This is a genomic window from Siphonobacter sp. SORGH_AS_1065 (assembly GCF_030818595.1).
Taxonomy (GTDB): domain Bacteria; phylum Bacteroidota; class Bacteroidia; order Cytophagales; family Spirosomataceae; genus Siphonobacter.
The window spans coordinates 94201-113295 of the sequence record NZ_JAUTAM010000006.1; the positions used below are offsets into that span (position 1 = coordinate 94201).

Genomic DNA, 19095 nt, shown 5'->3' on the forward strand with positions numbered 1-19095 from the left:
CTTTATAGTTAAATTTGCTGCCGATAACTACTCAATCACAAATATGCGGTATCTCAATGACGCATTAAATGTTCTTCTGGTGGAAGAAGATAGGTATGTTGAATTTTCAACGATAGCTAAGTTGCTTATTCTTCCTTGCGTGTTTTTGATAATGGCCATTCCCTTTTTTCTACTTTAGAATATCCCTCAAAACAAGAAGCAGACTTTTCAAAAGTCTGCTTCTTGTTTTTTATACCGCTTATAAAATCTTTGACCCTATTGGATGTGGTGGCTGGTTAGATCTTGAACTGAGCCCGAAACTCCTGGGGTGTGCAACCATGAATTTGTTTAAACTGACGGGCTACATTTTTAGTATCCGTAAAGCCCAGATCGAGAGCAATTTCAAGAATAGACTGATCCGTTTCCTGTAACTTTTTGGAAAATTTATTCATCCGCAAATTCTGAATGTACTTGTAAATGGGAAAGCCAAGCGTTTCCCGAAAACGAAACTCCAGGGAGCGGCGGGAGAGCGGAACCTGGGCTACGACGTCTTCTACCTGAAGGTTTTTATCGATATTCTGATGAATGAATTTTAAAGCCGTGGTAATGAAATCATCCTGAGTAGCATAAATGTCCGTGGATTGTCGGGTAATAATCTGCGTGGGACGAACCACAATGTCGTAGCATTTGCCCGTTCCTTTTTTTATCATCGCCTCCAGTAACCGAGCGGCTTCATATCCGCCTTTTTCGGCATCCTGAGCGATACTGGATAGGGGAGGGTCAGAAATTTCACAGAACATTTCGTCGTTGTCCACGCCCAGCACAGCCACGTCTTCAGGAATCCGAATGCCCGAATGGCGGCAGGTCTCGGTAATGTGTAAGCCCAGACGATCATCACAGGCCATGATGGCGATGGGTTTGGGTAATGAGGTTAACCACTGACTTAAAGCACTGGGCTTGTAGTACCATAATTCCTCATTACTTTCTTCCTGATTATCAAAGTAATGAACGGAGTAACCCGCTTTCTGTACCCGTTCCTCAAACCCCTGAGAACGTTCACGCGACCAGACAATATGCTCGAAACCGTAAAAAGCAAAATGACGAAATCCCTTGCGAAGAAAGTAATCGGCCCCCATTGCTCCTGCCTCGCGATGAGCTCCGGTAATGTTGGGAATTTCGGTAAAACGTTCTTTAAAATCCTGGGCAATTGTCGGAATACCAGACTTTACAAGTTGGCTGATGTTGGTATCATTATAAAGCTGACCGATGATGCCATTGGCTTCCCACTCTTTAGCCCAATTAAGAATACCCTCAATCCCCAACGTTTCCCGATTATAAAGGGGCATGCGGCAAAAAATCCAGGGACCTTTCTCCCGGGAATAACGCGTAATGCCTTTGAGTAAGCCTTTGCTGTATTCTTCGGAAAAATCAATCAGCAAAATAATTTTATACATGGCGGTGTTTACCCGAATTAGCTAAAACGAGGAACGGAAAGTGTACCCAACGCGGCGGCTCCAATTACTCCACTGTTCTCATTTTCAGTAGGAAGTATCCGAATGCGGCGAAGGGTTTCCCGATACGAAAAATCGGATAACTGTGCCCGCATCGAAGGTTCGAAAAAGGAAAATGCCTTGGAAATGGAGCCGCCCATAACAATAATTTCAGGATCATAGGCGTACAGAATCACTTTAATAGCCTCAGCCAGATGTCGGCCAAAGGCTGCCCAGAGAGCCAACGCTTGCCGATCTCCGAGGGTAGCAAGCTCAAACGTTTCTAAAGCCGTTGTTGCGTGGCGACCGGTGAAAAAGTCACCTGAACAATAATACTCCAGCGTTTGATCGAGGTAACTCAGCATTCCAATTTCTCCAGCCCCGCAGTTAGTTCCTGTATATAACGTACCGTTTAGAATCAGTCCACAGCCCAAACCCGTTCCAATGCAAAGCCCGAGAGCAGAAGTAGTGTTGCGGGCGAGGCCGTGCTGATGTTCCCCGAGTATGAAACAGTTCACATCATTATTAATCCAGATGGGCAGATTTAGCTCTTTTTCCAGAATATCTTTTAAAGGCACTTCCTCCCACGATGGAATATTAGCGACCTGATAAACCACACCGTTTTGCACATCTACCACCGAAGGCACCCCGATTCCAATACCCTCTACCGGATATTGACACAAAGGATGAATCAGGTCGATGAGTTGAGCTAATGTATCCGTAAGGGAGTCTTTTCGTTTCAGGATGTGACGCCGAAGGGTATGTACCTCGCCCGCCTGCACCACACCTGCCCGAATATTCGTTCCTCCCAAATCAACCCCTATCGTCATGCATACCAGCGATTACTTGTTCTTTTTAAGCTCGGCCTCTTTACGGGCTTTATATTCCTGAAAACGATTGCGATACGCTTCTTTTTGCTGAGGTGTATTTCGTTTCTGATACTCCGCCGGAAGTTCCAGTCGCTCAACGGGTAATTCAGGATCATGATCTACCAGCCTGTTTTTTCCTTTGGCATTTTTGATCAATTCGAAAGCATCGTATTTCTCACCCGTTACGGCATAAGACTGGTACTTCAATGTATCCTGACTCACCTGAATAGTCTGAAAAAGCTGAATATTCGAAGCCGCACGGTCCATCCAGTTTTGCAATCCAATTTCGTACATTTTAGGACCGCTCACCGAAACCACATAAATAGGGCCGTCGGGTTGTTTACGGCTTTTGCCAAGCGGCATATTTAATCCCCGTCCGTAGGTGTGATCGTGCCCCTGCAAAACCAGGTCTACGCCATATTTTCGATACATGGGTTCCATGCGATCTCTCCATTCATCGTTATCCCGACCTTTAGAAGTGGAAAACACGGGATGATGATGCATGACAATCGTCCAGCGGTTGGGGTTGTTTTTGAGAACGTCCAGCAACCAGTTGGCCTGCTTTTCCAGCACCAGCGAATCCAGTAAGGCTCCCTGAGAATCCAGCGAGATCAATCGGGTTCCCTGGTAATCCAGGTAATAAGCCGTTTCAGTTAATCCCTGGGGACCGTTCTCGGGTAACACAAAAGAGGGCCGCCAGTGGTACGATACCCGACGGTTCCCATTCTCCATTTTGAAATATTCATGGTTACCCGGCACCGCCAGCGTAGGAATCATCCCATTAATCCACCCACCTGCTTCAAACCATTCCCCCCATTGCCAGTCGCTGTTGGATGAGTTAATCAAATCCCCGGCGTGTAAGAGGAGCTGGACATTCGGTAATTGGGCATAAGCCCCCCGAATGGCCCGGGACCAGAGCGAACGGATGTCATTCTGAGCATCACCAAAATACAGAAATGAAAACGGTGCAGGCTTGTCCTGAGCTGTGGTAAAGTGAAACCATTCGCTCCAGTGCGTACCATCGCCAACCCGGTAAGCATATTGCGTGGCAGGTTTGAGATTTTTGAAGTGAACCGAATGGTAATGCACGGTTTTTCCATCTAAAACCACCCGTTCGGTTTGAGCCTCAACCATCTGGGCTTTGGCAACCATATCCGGTGAAGCATCTGCTTCGACGATGGCCCCTATTGATTTGGTTACGGTAGAATCCGTCCGCCAGTTTACTGATTGAGAAGTGGCGACGGCTCCCTGATAACCCATGATGAGTCGGTCGGGGAAGGCTGTAGGGGTATAGGGTTTATGTTCCTGTGCCTGAGCCAGTGAGAGGGTCCCGGCCAAAAGGGTAAGCAGACCTGTTTTTTTCAACATAATAATTCATTTTAAGGCATCTGCGTGAGAGCTTGTCGAAGTTCAGTGACGTGATCGGTCTGGATGCAATCCACACCGCAGGCTACGGCCTTGCGATACCAGGCAATGGTATCTTTCTGGTCCAGTAAATCAACAAATGTTCGGATATGATGCTGGTGAAGGGTAGCGATTAACTCAGGAGTGATTACCTCCGCAGGTATGTCAAAAGCGTAAGGTTGCAGACGCTCGGCTTTTTCCTGCCAGTTGCCGTTTTTAGGAAATCCTGGCATGACCTGAAGAGCGGAATCTTCCTGTTTCAACCGACTAAGAAAAGCATCGCTGCCGTAATACACAGCGTCTTTTTGCAGGTGGTATTTGCTTAAAATAGTTACCAAAGCCCGAGGCTCTACGGCCTTACAATCCACGTATAATTTCGCTTTGGAACGATGGGCGGTGTTCCAGTGAGCCACGAGTTGACAGACCTCTTCAAGGGTGGGAATGTGTTGGGTGAAATGATTCCAGCCTTTCCCCGCCGAAACGGATTTTATTTCCTCCCAGGTACGGTCAGACACTTTCCCGGTAGCCATGGTAGTCCGGTCCAGCGTACCATCGTGCAGAATTACCAGTTGGGAATCGCGGGTCGTTCGAACGTCAATTTCCAGATAATCCGCCCCCTGCTGTAATGCTTCCTGAAAGGTGGCCAGCGTATTTTCGGGAGCCAGGCCGGAAGCTCCGCGATGAGCAGAAATAAGTAAGATACGACCCTGATCCATGGCAAGTCCTCCCCATAATCCTAAGACTATACTTAAAAATACGGCCGCCCGTAATTGCTTTTGCATGAGAATAAAAGTGAACGCTGGAAGTAATACGGCAAAGGCTGCGAAAAGGACTAGGGGTGGGGCTATTAATTTGAAAATAATAGGGAATGATCCGACGGAGAAGCCTTGATAATCCCGAGGTATCGTCCCAGCCAATAAGGCAATAACCAGGTATCTCCGGCACTGAATTCGCTTTGACCGTTGCCGTTTTCATCCAGAATAAAAGTGTTGCGATTATGCCGCTGCATGGGTCGCTCGGCGGGAGATAAGACCTGTGAAATCGTTTGTTTACGGAAATTGTCGGGTAGGAAATGTAAGTCCTGCCGATGGCTATTTTGAATACGCCAGTCGATCAGATCCAGCGGATATTGTTGTAAATACCAGATGGATTCAGCCAGATCGAAGGATTTAGTACCTGTTAAGGCCGTAAAGAAATTCCAGGTCGCATCTTTCTCAGGACGCTCTACCTGCCAATGATCAATGATCGCCCGCCGATATTGAGTTCGCAGCGTATCGTTGAAAGCATAACGGTAAAGTCCCCAATAACCCAGAAAATACATTTCGTCGTCTGAGTGATTCCAGCCTTCTGAAAGTAATTTACTGTGCTCATCGGCGTTATCGGGAGCTTTACCTATTTCGCTCATGGGGCGAGTCAAGTTAGCCAGATACCCGTGTTTTGTCATCAATTCAAACGCTTTTTTTCGGTATTTTTCCTTTTTCGTGAAATGATAAGCCGTTTGCAGCATACCGATGATATTGGAAGAGTTCAGCTTCCGGTCGCCCACGTTCACCGGAAATGAATTCACATAGGCAGGATTCCATCGGCCCCATTTAGTGGGCTTTCCGTCGTAATCCACCAGGTATAAATCATGGCTTACGATGTGATTCATCAGCGTATCCAACAAGCGAATGGCTTTCTTTTGCAAGCTGGGTTCATTCACCAATTCGGCTACGGTGGAAAAGGCGAAAACGTGCCCAATGGCTTCGTCGCTACTGGTGGTAGCTTTCCAGACCCAGCCCGGTTGGTGAGAAGGTTGCCAAACGTTGGTATCCGATAACTGAGACTTAATACTTTTTCGTTCGAACGAGCGGGCCGGGAAGCCGGGAATGGACGTAACCGCGTAAAGCCGCTCCATTGCCTCGAGTGATTCCCGACAATTTTCCAGAGCCTGTTTTTCTTTGGTTGCTGCATAGCGAAAAGCCTGGCTCCCCAGATACATCGAAGTCCAAAGACCGTCATTATCGGCATCGGAGAGATAACCCGTACCTAGATTTCCTTTTTCCATACCTTCCAGCGAAGCGTTGAAACCGTTACGAATGTGTCGGGTTCGGACCTGATTTTCGAAGAAATACGCCTTTTCCTGAAGGGTAATCATCCGTTTGCTGAGCTGAGATAATCCTTGGGTAGTTAAAACCAGCACACTGTTCGTGGGACCCGCAGTAATGGAAATGACTTCATCGCCCGGTAACCAACGTTCACCCTGAAAGTAGGCATACGTTCCATCGGGCTTGGGCGTGAAAACACCCTTATTCGTGCCCATCCACGGATGCCCATCGATGAGGGTAACCGTGTTGACGGGTACGCTGGGAAGCTGGGTGTGCTCAAGGGGTAAATGACTCTCTTTCTTCCAGTGATAATAGCCTTTCTCGTACCCTAGATACACACTGGTATCGTTAACGGCTAGACTGGTGAACCCTTCCCCCGAGTAAAACGTCTGTAATTTCTTGTTCTGGAGCGTATAAAGATGCGTGGAAGTCAGAACCCAGAATTTTTGCCTTGCGTAGCTAATGGCTTTTACCTGTTCTCCGGTCAGTGTAGTGTGCCAGAGCACCAGCGAATCTTTTAAGTATTCCAGCGAAGTACCATCTGAAATGAGAAAGCTAAAATCGGGGCCACCGGCAAACATTTTTGCTTGAGGCATAGGGTGCAGTAACTCCATTCGTCCCGCCCAGGCATGACTCCAGAGGCTTTCCTCATCAAGATACCAGAACTGATGTTGGTAAACCCCCATGTCCCGAAGCGTACGGGATTTCATGGAGCGATACCGCGTATCTGGTACTAACGCACCCGGATGCAGAAAACGCCCGTGAGCCGGGAGAAAGAGCTGACCTCCAGAAATGCCCTGAATAAGGTTGTTGCGATCTTTGAAAACCTTACCATCCTTACGGACGGCTCCGTAATAGCGGATGGAGTACCATTGCTCAAAGGGTTGGTCGGGGACTTGCGAAAAGCCGATTCCAGACCCGAGAATAAGTAAAAAGGCCAATCTACAGATAGTCATATCATTCCTTTCTTTTAGCACTAATACGCCTGAACCCCAAAAAAGGACTAGTATTTACTTGAAAAATAGAGTTAATATGAAGCTTAATCGCAAGTAATATTACCACAATATGAAGTTTTTTGGGCTTACGCAAAATGAGGTCAACTTTACGCAAATTGCGTAAGAATGATTGCAAAAGGTCTTCTACTTTTGCGGCATATTAAAGAAAATAAGGGCAATTTTTTGATAATTAACCTTAATTTAAGGTAACCATTTCCTCCCACGATTACTCATTGAAATAGTTATTTACCTAAGTTAATAACTCATTGCATTAACCTAACATTTTTATGCGTTTTCATACAGAAGATACGTCCCTACGGGCGGCATCCGGGGAAGCCTTTGTCTTTTCCAGCCTGTATCAACATTATTACCACTCCGCTTTGAAATTCTGTTTGGATCTGATTAAAGATCGGGCAGAAGCTGAGAATATCATTCACGATGTTTTCATGAAGATGTGGATCAAAAGAGCATCACTCAAAGCTGAGTTAAATTTAAAGTCTTACCTATTTACCAGTGTAAAAAACCTCACGCTGGATCGCTTGAAAGAAATTCATAAGTCGGATTTATTGCAAAAACAATTTCTTTTCGTGGAGGCCATTGAAATGCCGGAGGAGGAAGAAGATGGCTCCATACAAGGACTGAGGGATGCTTTGGATACGCTTTCCGAGAAGAGAAAGCAAATTCTTTTCCTGAATATCCAGGAGAAAAAGTCATATCAGGAAATTGCTAATGATCTGGGTATTTCAAAAAATACGGTAAAGAATCACCTCATTGTTAGTAAAAAAATCATCCGAGATCGAATGGTATGGCCTAAATAGTTCCTAATCCATACCTATTAACTTATACTTTTTGATTTATTAAGAAATTCCTGATGCTCCCATTCTCTCTATTAACCAAACATTTGCCCTAAAGTAGAAAATTGCTAATTTTAGTAGAAGAACTAAAGGCTTTATATTTTTAATATTATTTACATTTTTCCCATTGCTTAAATGATTTAAAATTACCATTAAAATCATGCTTTTTATCAGAAAAATTAGTTCTGTTCAAAAGTCATTGGTATTATTTATACTAATGGCTCCCTGGATCTGCTTTCAATCCTGGGCCAGCAAACCTTTTCAGACCATCACTGGAAAGGTAACGTCAGCAAAAGATGGGTCTCCTCTCTCGGGAGTAAACGTACTACTGAAAGGGACCTCCATCGGAACGACAACGAATCATGCCGGGCAGTATTCCCTCACTACTGCATCGGATCAGTCCGTTCTTGTGTTTTCTTTTATTGGTTTTCAGTCTCAGGAAATTCCAGTAGGAAACAAAACGGTTATGGATGTAGCCCTGGTCGAAAGCGACGCTTCTCTTCAGGAGGTGGTGGTAACGGCTCTGGGCATTCAGCGGGACAAACGCTCCCTGGGTTATTCGGTCGGTGAGGTAAAAGGAAAAGACATGACCCGCGTAGCTCAGGAGAATGTCCTGAATTCGCTGGCGGGAAAAGTAGCAGGGGTACAGATTAGCCAGACGGGCCCAACGGGTTCTTCGGTAAGCATGGTGATTCGCGGAGCTAAATCCTTAAGTAATGATAACCAGCCTTTATTCGTAGTGGATGGAGTACCGCTGGCAAACACGCTTAACAACGTAACCGAAATGGGTTCGAATAATAAAGTCGATTATGGGAATGCCATTGCAGACTTGAATCCTGAAGATATTGAAAGCGTATCGGTATTGAAAGGTCCCAGTGCAGCGGCTTTATACGGCTCGCGGGCTGGCAACGGGGTTGTGCTCATTACAACGAAAAACGGCAGCAAATCCAAGAAAATGACGATTTCGGTGACTACGAATACCGTGCTGGATCGCCCTTTCCGTTTTCTGGATCGTAATAATCGTTTTGCTTCCGGCGTTTTCCCGTACACCCCTGATTTTAACCCCAATACCGACGGAGTTTTAGAGATTGAAGAAGGCTCATCGGGGGGGAATGGCCCGGAATTAAACAAAGGATACAAAGCTATCCAATGGAACAGTCCACGCGATGCCAATGGTAATCTGGTGCCGCTGGAGCTGGTTTCCCATCCCGATAACCTCCGTAATTTCTTTCAAACGGGTATTACTTCGACCAATGGTATCTCGATCGCAAACAGTAACGATCTGATGAATTACCGCCTGTCGTATTCAAACATGAGTAATCGCGGAATTATTCCGGGTTCTGATCTCTTCAAAAATACGCTCAGCTTAAACTCCTCAGCCAGACTGCACAAGAATCTGACGTTGAGCAGTACGATTGACATCAGCCGTAGTAATTCCAATAACCGACCTTCGGGAGACCGGGGTACGAACCCCATGCAATGGGCCTACGCCGTTTCGCCGCACATCGACATCCGTGACCTGAAAAATTACTGGGTTTCGGGTAGAGAAGGACTGGAACAGCTTTCGCAGGCTCCGGGGGAATATAACAACCCTTATTTCCTGGCCCATGAAGTAAAAAATAGCTTCGTTCGTGACCGGATGTTCGGTAATCTGAAACTGGATTGGCAACTCACGCCGTCATTCAGTCTGATGGCTCGTTACGCCGTGGATACGTATACTGAGCAACGGGAAACGAAAATCCCCTTTAGTTATAAAGACGAACCCAAAGGAGCGTACGGCATTGTGAACATGACCCGTTACGAACGCAATGCAGACTTTTTAGCGACGTATAAGAAAGACTTCAATCAATTCCATTGGTCGGTATCTGCCGGAGGTAACGTGCGTTACCAGAACGGAACGGATCAGATGACCTCCTCTAAAAGCAAAGCAGGTCTGATTTTACCTAATTTGTATACCGTTCAGAACATTGCAGTGGCGAACGTTAATTATTCCAACAGTCGATTTCAGCGGGGGATTAACAGCCTTTATGCCCTGGCTAACTTCGGTTTCAAGGACATGATTTACCTGGATATTACGGGCCGAAATGATTGGTCGAGTACACTTCCTGCGGATAGTCGCTCGTATTTTTATCCTTCCGCTTCCCTGAGCGTGCTGATCAATGAAATGATTAACCTGCCGCAGGCGGTTCATCTGGTGAAACTCCGGGGTGGGGTTGCTCAGGTAGGTACAGACACCAGTCCCTACAATCTTTACAATACGTTGGTTAACGTAGGTGCCTGGAATGGCATCACCCGTCTGGGGACTTCATCTACTCAGCTAACTCCAACTCTGAAACCTGAAATTGCTACTTCAACGGAGGGTGGCCTGGATTTAGCTTTGTTGCATAATCGTTTACGCTTCAACGGAACGTATTATGTTTCTTCCAATAAAAATCAGATCATCAATACTAGGGTGTCTCCTTCTTCGGGGTATTCTTCAATAAATGTGAATGCCGGGTTACTGGAAAGCCGTGGCGTGGAGCTTTCGCTGGGAGGCACGCCCGTGGATCGTAATGGCTGGCGTTGGGATGTTACCGCTAATTTTACCAGAAACACAACGACCATCAAGCGTCTTTCGGACGGACTACAAAGTTATACCCTCTGGGAGGATGCCAAAGGCGGTGCCTGGACTTACGTAGGAGAGAAAATCGGTGACATTTATGATGCGGAGTTAGTAACGGTTACGGATCCTAACTCACCTTATTACGGGTATCCCATTCTTGATAAAGATGGTTCCTGGCAGTCGGTGACGGCTACGAAGACCCGTAATAAAATTGGCAATTTCAACGCTGATTTCATGTTAGGCTTACAGACCTCTCTTTCTTACAAGCGTCTTACCCTAAACATGAGTTTTGACTGGCGTCAGGGAGGAGATTTTATTTCACAGACCTATCGGTACATGGAATCTGATTTCAGAACAAGCCGATTCCTGAAAAACGTCATCAACCCCAATGGTTCGTCAGGGGATGCTCTTCGTAACTATCTGGTAGCGAATGCCGATCAGATGATTCGTGTGAATGGAAATCACTTCCATGTAGTAGGGGGCCCAACGGCGGCAGATGGAAGTTTCCCTTTCGAATCAGGCGGCGTGGTTTATCCCTACGGCGGTGTATTCAACCCCGGTGTGATTGCTCAGTACGATGCGAAAGGAAACATCACGGGTTATACCGAAAACCTCGGTTCCAGTGGAACAAAATACCTTCCTTATTCCGACAACTATCCCTGGAGTTTTGCCCGGGCAGCTCTGTTCGATGCTTCGTTCTTAAAACTGCGAGAATTAAGTCTGGCTTACGAACTGCCTTCTGCTTTCGTTCGCTCGCTGGGTTTACAAAACGCCAATTTCTCGGTGTATAGCCGAAACATCATGCTGTGGACGGCTGCTAAAATCGGTATCGATCCTGAAACGGCATTCCAGCCTCAATCAGGGTCGCAGGCAGGCACCCAATTCAAGCAGGGTATTGAACGGTATAATGTTACGCCCTGGGTAATCCCCGTGGGCTTTAAACTGGGTCTAACTTTCTAAGTATGAAAAAGTACTATAAATTTTCCTTTCTGCTGGTTTTCAGCTTATTGGTCTCCTGCAAAGATTTAACGGAACTGAACGTTAACCCCAACGGAATTCAGGCGGACGTAGCTAATCCGAACCTGGTTTTATCAACCGTGTTGACCGAAGGCCCCAAGCTGTATTTGAATTTAGGCTTTGGAGATATTTCCGGGGTCATGCAACATACACAGGGTGATGCCTGGTTTAGTTCCCGTAATGACTATGACTGGTCAGGCAGCCAAAGCTGGACGGCTTATTATGACGTTTTGCGGAACAATCAGATGGTCTATAACCGGGCTGTTGACCTGAAGTATGAGTTTCATCAGGGAGTTACACTCACCATGCGGGCGTTCCTTTTCGGTCTGATCACTGACCTGTGGGGCGATGCTCCGTACGCCAATGCCTTGAAAGGGGATTTGGGTGGGAACGAGTACACCATGCCTAAATACGATTCTCAGGAAAGCATCTATGCTGGCGTACTTGCTGATTTGGAGAAAGCCAATACGCTACTATCTAAGTCATCGGCTGAATACCAAGGAATTGATGCCAGTGCGGATGTGATTTACGGCGGTAACCCCGCCAAATGGCGTAAACTGGCCAACTCTCTGGCCTTACGCTATTACCTTCGTATTTCAGGGAAATTGCCAGAGAAAGCAAAGGCTGGTATTGAAAAAATCGTCGCCAATCCTACGCAATACCCCATCATTACTGAAGCCACCGATGATGCCACTTTGGCTTATGTAGGAAATAACGATGGAGATTCATGGCCTTCAAATACGGTATACGATGCGAGTGGAAGTAATTACCGTCGCATCAAAATGTGTGCAACGCTGGTGAATGCGATGCAGGCCATTAATGATCCTCGTCTGGCAATTTGGGCCAAAAAAGTAGAAGTGCCGCTGGTCGTAGACGCTACCTTGCCCGCTAAAACAGACGTAATCAAAGATGGCAAGCGTTACCTGTCTCCTGACAAAGTAGGTACTGCTCAAATCAATACCAATGCGGATTATGTAGGGTTACCTCCCAGCGTTTCCTCTTTGCCTTCGTCTTATAACCTGAATCCTACGCCGGGTCAGCTTTCGTATAACCCACACGTTTCGTACCTGAACGAGATATACAAAGCGGCCAAGGGAAGCTTATTGAAAGCCCGTTTGATCTCGGCGGCTGAAGTTCATTTTATTCTGGCTGAAGCTTCGCAAAAAGGCTGGGCGGCGGGTAATGCTCAAACGCATTACGAATCAGCAATTAAAGCCTCATTGACTACCTGGGGCGTGTCTTCTTTTGCTGCTACCTACCTCGCCAATGAAGGCGTGAAGTATAAGGGAACGCTGGAGCAACTCATGCAACAAAAGTGGATTGCCAGCTGGACTGCCGCCACAGAATCCTGGTTTGACTTCCGTCGTACCGGTTTACCGGCTTTAACACCTGGCCCTGCCGCCAATCGGCGAGTCCTTCCCATTCGTTTTTATTACATGTCCGATGAAATACGGATTAATCAGGCCAATGCAGCCTCGGCCATAGAACAACTGGAAGAATCCGCCTATTCTCAGGCGGATGGCAAGAACAGTGCCTGGTCGAAAAGCTGGCTAATTAAAGGAACCTCTAAACCCTGGTAATAACCCCAGTTCAATCGCTCCAGGAAGCCGTAAGGTTTCCTGGATTTTTTCATTACTAACGAACCCTCTTTTACTATGAAACGCTGTTTATCCGTATTTACTTTACTCGTGTTCAGCCTAATGACTCAGGCTCAATCTAATTTTAATACTTTACAACACTATTTTAACAATCCAGCCATTGTATTAGTGGCTTCTCATCGGGCGGTGCATCATACCCTCCCCGAGAACTCCATTCCGGCTTTTCAAAAGGCCATTGAGATCGGTGTTGACATTATTGAAACGGACGTGAAAGTAAGTAAAGACGGCATTCCGTTTTTATTACACGATCGAACACTGAATCGAACCACCAATGGGAGAGGTAACGCAGAAGAGTACACGCTGGCCGAACTGAGCACGTTATACCTGAAAGACTCCCAAGGTAAATTAACCTCCGAACGAATACCTACGCTGGAAGAGTTACTGCGTTTAGCCAAAGGAAAAATTTATATCAATCTGGACCTGAAAACCGACCGTCTTAGCCCCGTTGTTGAGATGATCAGAAAAATGGACATGAGTGCTCAGGTGTTTTTCTTTGATGATGATACGACCGCACTAGCTCAGGTCAAGCAGGTAAACGCCGCCCATCAATTAATGCCAAGAGCCCATTCCAAAACTCAGGCAGAAGAGCTACTTTCTTCATTTAAACCTAAGTTGATCCATATCGACCATAGTTTTTATGAAGGCTCCGTTTCAGAATTAATTAAAAAGCACGGAGCCAGAGTATGGATTAATGCTTTAGGCGAGCCGGATGCCTTAGTAAGAAAAGGCCAAATCGAAAAAGGCTTAAGTATGGTACTCGATCACGGAGCAAATGTTATTCAAACCGATGAGCCGGAATTACTTTTAAGACTTCTGAAAGAAAGAAAACTACATCCTTGAGAATTTAAGGTGTTACGGTTAGTACTTATTTTTAGGTTTGACTTAATCAAGTTATGCTTCCCGGAACAAATCTTTCTAAACTATTGAATTTCAAACCTAAAAAAATCAGCAGCTTTTCAATAAAACTTACTTCTTATTTAGGGGTATACATATTGTTTCATAATTACCCTTATGTTAAATAAAAACCTCTAAAATTACCTTCTCTAAAATAAAAATATACTCACCTCCTACCCTGAAAAGGTCCTCTTTCTGCTTTTCATCCCCCTCCCCTCGTATTCAAAATCATGAATGGAAATTTTTTCGTCATGAGAAGAATAGATTTCCGATTTTTGTATTTTACTTTGCATCACAAAGTACTTTTAATAAAATAAACACGTGAAATGCCATAGCTTCATGATCCATCAAAATTCACTCAGACTCTTTTCCGTTCCTATTGCCTCTCTTAGGAAAGGCATGTCTATTGGAGGATTGATTGCCCTGTTTATCATTAGTTTGTTTCTCTTCGGTGCCCATAACCCCAACCCTGCCTGGGGTAAATTCTGGATGATTAAGCCGCTCCTCATCGTTCCGTTGGCTGGGGCGGCGGGCGGTGCCTTTTTCTCCTTTATTAATCCCTTTCAGTATCGAAGCAACTGGAAAAAAGCTCTCGCTCTGGTGGTTGGTGTACTGGTGTTTATGATTGGCTTGTGGCTGGGTACGGTATTGGGATTAAATGGTACTTACTGGAATTAATTTCTTGTTTGGTGGCTGAAGTACGTCACATGTAAAGCATCCCGGATGGTAGTAGCTATTCGGGATTTCTCGTATATGGCGGGTATAAAGCTCTGGATTAATGATTGAAATTTAAGAACGAATCAGTCGGGTTTGAATCCGATTCGGGGGCGTTTTTAGTCGGATGAGTCACAAAAACATTAGTAACTGATAGTAGGGGGTCTATTTTTGAAGTAATCAAAAGATAGAATCCCGTGAAACACTTCCCCTCTCTTAAAAATTATACCCTTACGACCCTGTTATTTCTCACCTGGATTGGTCTGGCGGGCTGTACCACTTCTGCCGAAAATCAGACCGAACAAACTGCCGCTGCTCCGCAGAAACGCAGCGTGATTACTTTAAAAGAGAATTCAGTTACCCTTCATAAAGAATACCCTGCCCGCATTGAAGGAAAAGTTAATGTCGATATTCGCCCGCAGGCGGAAGGCTACCTGGAGAGAATATACGTCGAGGAGGGAGCCTATGTAAAAGCGGGACAACCGCTGTTTAAAATTGCCGATGCCCCTTACCGGGAAGCTTTGCATACGGCTCAGGCTAACCTCGAGGCAGCTCAGGCAGATTTGAAAAAAGCTTCGCTGGAAGTAGATAAATTCCGGGAGTTGAGCCAAAGCCGCGTTACCTCCGAGTTTCAACTTAAAACGGCAAAAGCAGCCTATGAAACGGCGAAAGCAAACGTAGCTCTTCAGGAAGCCGCTGTAGCAACCGCTCGCATTAATCTGGGCTTTACCTTGGTGAAAGCTCCCGTGAGTGGGTTCATCGGTCGAATTCCGAAGCGAATCGGTAACCTGGCTTCCAAAACGGATACGGAGCCGATGACTACGCTTTCGGACATTAGCCAGGTCTACGCTTACTTTTCCATGACCGAACAGGATTTTCTTCGACTCAGTCGCCAATCCGATCAGTCATTAACGCAGACGCTAAAGCAGCTTCCGACGGTTCAGCTAATTCTGGCCGATGGTAAACCTTTCGAACATTCCGGTAAGGTGCAGATGGTAGACGGCAAGTTTGATACCGGCACGGGTAGTATTAGCGTGCGGGCCGCCTTTGCCAACCCCCGGCATTTGCTTCGCTCGGGTAACACGGGCCGCATTGTATTACCCGAAACCCACGAAAGCGTGATGCTGATTCCAGTGCAGGCTGTGTCCGACATTCAGGATAAACTTTACGTTTTCCGTCTTACGAAAGATAACCGTGCAGAGCGTATAGCTATTATCGTCAATGGTAAAAGTGGAGATAATTACGTGCTGGTGAAGGGCTTAAATCCCGGTGATCGCATCATTGCGAAAGACGCGGCACTGGTGACGGAAGGTGAGCAGGTAGCTCAATAAATAAAGATCTTTAGGTAATTACAGCCCGTGTTGCGGTCTATTTCCCGGTTGTTATGCTAAAAAATATTATACATAGGCCCGTTCTGGCCACGGTTATTTCCATTGTACTGGTGCTGCTGGGGCTCATCTCCCTGAGTCGTTTACCCGTCATGCAATTCCCCGATATTGCTCCGCCTACCATTTATGTAGCCGGACTTTATCCTGGGGGTAATAGCGAGAGTGTTACGCGTTCGGTAATCACGCCCCTTGAAGAATCGATTAATGGCGTGGAGAATATGCAGTACATTAAATCCACAGCCGGAAGCGATGGTTCTTTCTCAATTCAGGTCATCTTTAATCAGGGCACCAACCCGGATCAGGCAGCGGTGAACGTTCAGAACCGGGTGGCTCAGGTCAACAGCCAGAATTCCGGCGGAAGTGATTCGGGCGGGTATCACGACCACCAAGCAACAGAACAGTAACATCATGTTCTTTAATTTGCTGAGTCGCGATTCTTCTAAATTTGATGAACTCTTCTTGCAGAACTACGCCAAAATCAACCTGGTTCCGGCCCTGAAACGGATTAAGGGTATCGGTAACGTTCAGCTCTTCGGAAGTAAAGATTACGCCATGCGGATTTGGCTGAATCCCCAGAAACTCACGGTCAATAATCTGGTCCCGCAGGACATTGAAACCGCCATTGCCAATAGCAGTCTGGAAGCTTCGCCGGGAAAACTGGGCGAAGAATCCAAGGCTCCGCTTCAGTACATCGTAAAGTACAAAGGTAAGCTCAATCAGCCCGAGCAGTTTGAACAGATTATCCTGAAAGCCAAACCCGACGGTTCACTTTTACGCTTACGTGATGTGGCTCGTATTGAATTTGGGTCAGCCTTTTACGACAGTGACAACTACGAAAATGGAAAGCCCGCCGTAACGCTGGCCATCCAGCAAGTAAGCGGATCGAATGCCAATGAAATTGAAATTGCCGTTCGCAAATCGCTGGAAGAAAGCCGGAAGAATTTTCCGAAAGGCGTGGACTATGACATCATTCAAAGCGTAAAAGAACGACTGGATCAGTCCATCGATCAGGTAAAAAGCACGCTGATAGAAGCTTTCATTCTGGTGTTTATCGTCGTGTTCCTGTTCTTGCAAGACTGGCGTTCCACGCTTATTCCAGCCATCGCCGTTCCGGTGGCCATTGTCGGTACCTTTTTCTTTCTTCAGATTATCGGGTTTTCCATTAACGTATTAACCCTTTTCGCTCTGGTATTAGCCATTGGTATTGTGGTGGATGATGCCATTGTGGTAGTGGAAGCGGTACACGCCAAGATGGAGAACGAAAACATGGGACCGGAGGAAGCGACCGTTTCAGCCATGCAGGAAATCACCGGAGCAATTCTGTCTATTACCCTAGTCATGGCAGCAGTATTCCTTCCCGTAGGTTTCATGAGTGGCCCGGCGGGCGTGTTTTACAAGCAATTTGCCTTTACGCTGGCCAGTGCCATTTTGATTTCGGCGGTAAACGCCCTGACGCTGAGTCCGGCCTTGTGTGCCTTATTTTTGAAGAATACGCACGGAGAAAAACCAGGTCAGGGATTCAAACAACGTTTTGTGACGGCCTTCAATACGGGTTTTGATAACTTGACTTCCAAGTATGTGCGGAGTATTCGTTTCCTGATTCATCAGAAATGGATAGGTATCGGAGCGTTAGCCCTCGTGGCAGGTTTTGCCTTTTTCCTGATGAATCGGGCCCCGAAAGACTTTGTACCGAATGAAGATGACCGCTTTGTGATTTACTCCCTGGCTCTGGCTCCGGGGAATAACCTGAAGTTTACGACCAACGCCATTCGTCGCATTGATCAGGCCTTAGAGAAGATGCCAGAAGTCGAGTCGGTTACCAGTATCTCAGGCTTCAACCTGCTCAGTAACAGTGCCGGCCCTTCCTATGGCGTAGGCTTTATCCGACTAAAAGCCATTGGGGATCGAGGTGAGATCAATGATATGGATGAAATTATTGAAGCCATGACCGGGCGATTGGCTTCCGTAAAAGAAGGGGAATTAAGCTTATTCCGTTCGCCCCCGGTGGAAGGCTTCGGTAGTGTGAATGGTTCGGAACTGGTTTTGCAGGATAAAACGGGCGGCAGTCTGGAGTCTTTCAATGCAAGAGCCCAGCAGATCATCGGAGCCCTAAATCAGGACCCTGCCATTGGCATGGCCTTCACGACGTTCCGCAGCGATTTCCCCCAATTTGAAGTGGAAGTAGATGAGGATAAAGCCTTTCAACTAGGCACCACGCCCCGCGACGTTCTGACGACTTTGCAATTATTCTACGGCGGAGCCCAGTCGAGTGACTTCGTACGTTTTGGTAAATTTTACCGCGTCAATGTAAAAGCCGAAGGGCTCTACCGGATGGACGAAGAGTCATTAAATCAAGTCTTTGTGAAAAATGCGAATGCTGAAATGATTCCGATTGGTACCCTCGTCAAACTACGTAAAGTATATGGCCCGGAGGTCATTAATCGCTACAACCTTTTCAGCAGTATCACGGTCAACATTATGGCGAAAGACGGGTATAGTAACAGCCAAAGCATGGATGCCACCGAGAAAATTCTGAGCGAAAAGCTACCTTCGGGCTATGGCTACGAATGGAGTGGATTAAGCCGGGAGGAGAAAGAGTCAAGCGGACAAATGGTACTTATTTTCGGCATGTGCGTGGTTTTTACCTATTTCCTGCTGGCGGCTCAGTACGAAAGTTATTTATTACCGCTGGCCGTTATCCTTTCTATTCCTACCGGACTTTTAGGCGTCTATCTCGCCATTGGCATGGCAGGGATTACCAACAATATTTACGTACAGATTGGCCTTATTATGCTGATTGGTTTGCTGGCAAAAAATGCGATTCTGATTGTTGAATTTGCGTTGAAAGCCCGGCAATCCGGTATGGAGATTGTGGAAGCGGCCCTGGAAGGAGCCCAACAACGCTTCCGCCCAATCCTGATGACCTCGCTGGCTTTTGTGGCGGGTCTGGTGCCTCTGATGTTTGCTACGGGTGCTTCGGCGGTAGGTAACCGTTCGATCAGTACCAGTGCCGCCGGGGGTATGATTACCGGCGTGTTACTGGGTTTGTTAATTATCCCGCTGCTATTCGTGATTTTCCAGTCTATTCAGGAAAAAGTGAGTCGCAAACGCAGAAAACCCAGTCATTCCTAAAGCCGGGACAAC

Annotated in this window: 13 protein-coding genes; 8 read left to right on the forward strand and 5 right to left on the reverse strand. The window is 46.5% G+C overall.

All coding sequences use genetic code 11. The features are described 5' to 3' along the window. Positions 1 to 275 precede the first annotated feature (275 nt). The 5 genes from QE390_RS21115 to QE390_RS21135 form a co-directional block, all read right to left on the reverse strand. Positions 276 to 1433 carry a DNA-binding transcriptional regulator gene (locus QE390_RS21115; protein WP_307143716.1) on the reverse strand — a complete coding sequence of 386 codons (1158 nt, stop codon included), beginning with the start codon at positions 1431 to 1433 and terminating at the stop codon, positions 276 to 278. A 17-nt stretch (positions 1434 to 1450) separates the two neighbouring features. Continuing rightward, entirely contained in the window at positions 1451 to 2299 is an 849-nt protein-coding gene (locus QE390_RS21120; RefSeq protein ID WP_307143717.1) for an ROK family protein, read from the reverse strand. A gap of 12 nt (positions 2300 to 2311) precedes the next feature. Further along, entirely contained in the window at positions 2312 to 3706 is a 1395-nt protein-coding gene (locus QE390_RS21125) for a metallophosphoesterase family protein (protein ID WP_307143718.1), read from the reverse strand. Between the two features lie 11 nt (positions 3707 to 3717). Beyond that, positions 3718 to 4524 (reverse strand): glycerophosphodiester phosphodiesterase family protein, encoded by an 807-nt coding sequence (locus QE390_RS21130; protein WP_307143719.1) that lies wholly within the window; start codon positions 4522 to 4524, stop codon positions 3718 to 3720. A gap of 65 nt (positions 4525 to 4589) precedes the next feature. Further along, positions 4590 to 6785 carry a hypothetical protein gene (locus QE390_RS21135; RefSeq protein WP_307143720.1) on the reverse strand — a complete coding sequence of 732 codons (2196 nt, stop codon included), beginning with the start codon at positions 6783 to 6785 and terminating at the stop codon, positions 4590 to 4592. A gap of 326 nt (positions 6786 to 7111) precedes the next feature. On the opposite strand from QE390_RS21135, the gene QE390_RS21140 reads away from it, so the two are divergent. From QE390_RS21140 to QE390_RS21175, 8 genes are all read left to right on the forward strand, one after another. Continuing rightward, positions 7112 to 7642: a sigma-70 family RNA polymerase sigma factor gene (locus QE390_RS21140; protein ID WP_307143721.1), complete on the forward strand. Its 531-nt coding sequence runs from the start codon at positions 7112 to 7114 to the stop codon at positions 7640 to 7642. A 253-nt stretch (positions 7643 to 7895) separates the two neighbouring features. Then, positions 7896 to 11240: a SusC/RagA family TonB-linked outer membrane protein gene (locus QE390_RS21145; protein WP_307143722.1), complete on the forward strand. Its 3345-nt coding sequence runs from the start codon at positions 7896 to 7898 to the stop codon at positions 11238 to 11240. Positions 11241 to 11242: 2 nt separating this feature from the next. Then, positions 11243 to 12877, forward strand: coding sequence for a SusD/RagB family nutrient-binding outer membrane lipoprotein (locus tag QE390_RS21150; protein WP_307143723.1), 1635 nt, complete (start codon positions 11243 to 11245; stop codon positions 12875 to 12877). A 75-nt stretch (positions 12878 to 12952) separates the two neighbouring features. Then, a complete protein-coding gene (locus QE390_RS21155; RefSeq protein WP_307143724.1) occupies positions 12953 to 13795 on the forward strand; it encodes a glycerophosphodiester phosphodiesterase family protein in 843 nt (280 codons plus the stop codon). A 393-nt stretch (positions 13796 to 14188) separates the two neighbouring features. Continuing rightward, positions 14189 to 14527, forward strand: a complete 339-nt coding sequence (locus QE390_RS21160; protein WP_307143725.1) for a potassium transporter KefB — start codon at positions 14189 to 14191, stop codon at positions 14525 to 14527. Between the two features lie 233 nt (positions 14528 to 14760). After that, positions 14761 to 15894, forward strand: coding sequence for an efflux RND transporter periplasmic adaptor subunit (locus QE390_RS21165; protein WP_307143726.1), 1134 nt, complete (start codon positions 14761 to 14763; stop codon positions 15892 to 15894). Positions 15895 to 15947: 53 nt separating this feature from the next. Further along, entirely contained in the window at positions 15948 to 16355 is a 408-nt protein-coding gene (locus tag QE390_RS21170; protein ID WP_307143727.1) for an efflux RND transporter permease subunit, read from the forward strand. Continuing rightward, the gene (locus tag QE390_RS21175; protein WP_307143728.1) at positions 16312 to 19083 is read left to right on the forward strand and encodes an efflux RND transporter permease subunit; all 2772 of its coding nucleotides are present in this window, start codon (positions 16312 to 16314) and stop codon (positions 19081 to 19083) included. The genes QE390_RS21170 and QE390_RS21175 overlap by 44 nt, the downstream gene beginning before the upstream one ends. Positions 19084 to 19095: the final 12 nt, after the last annotated feature.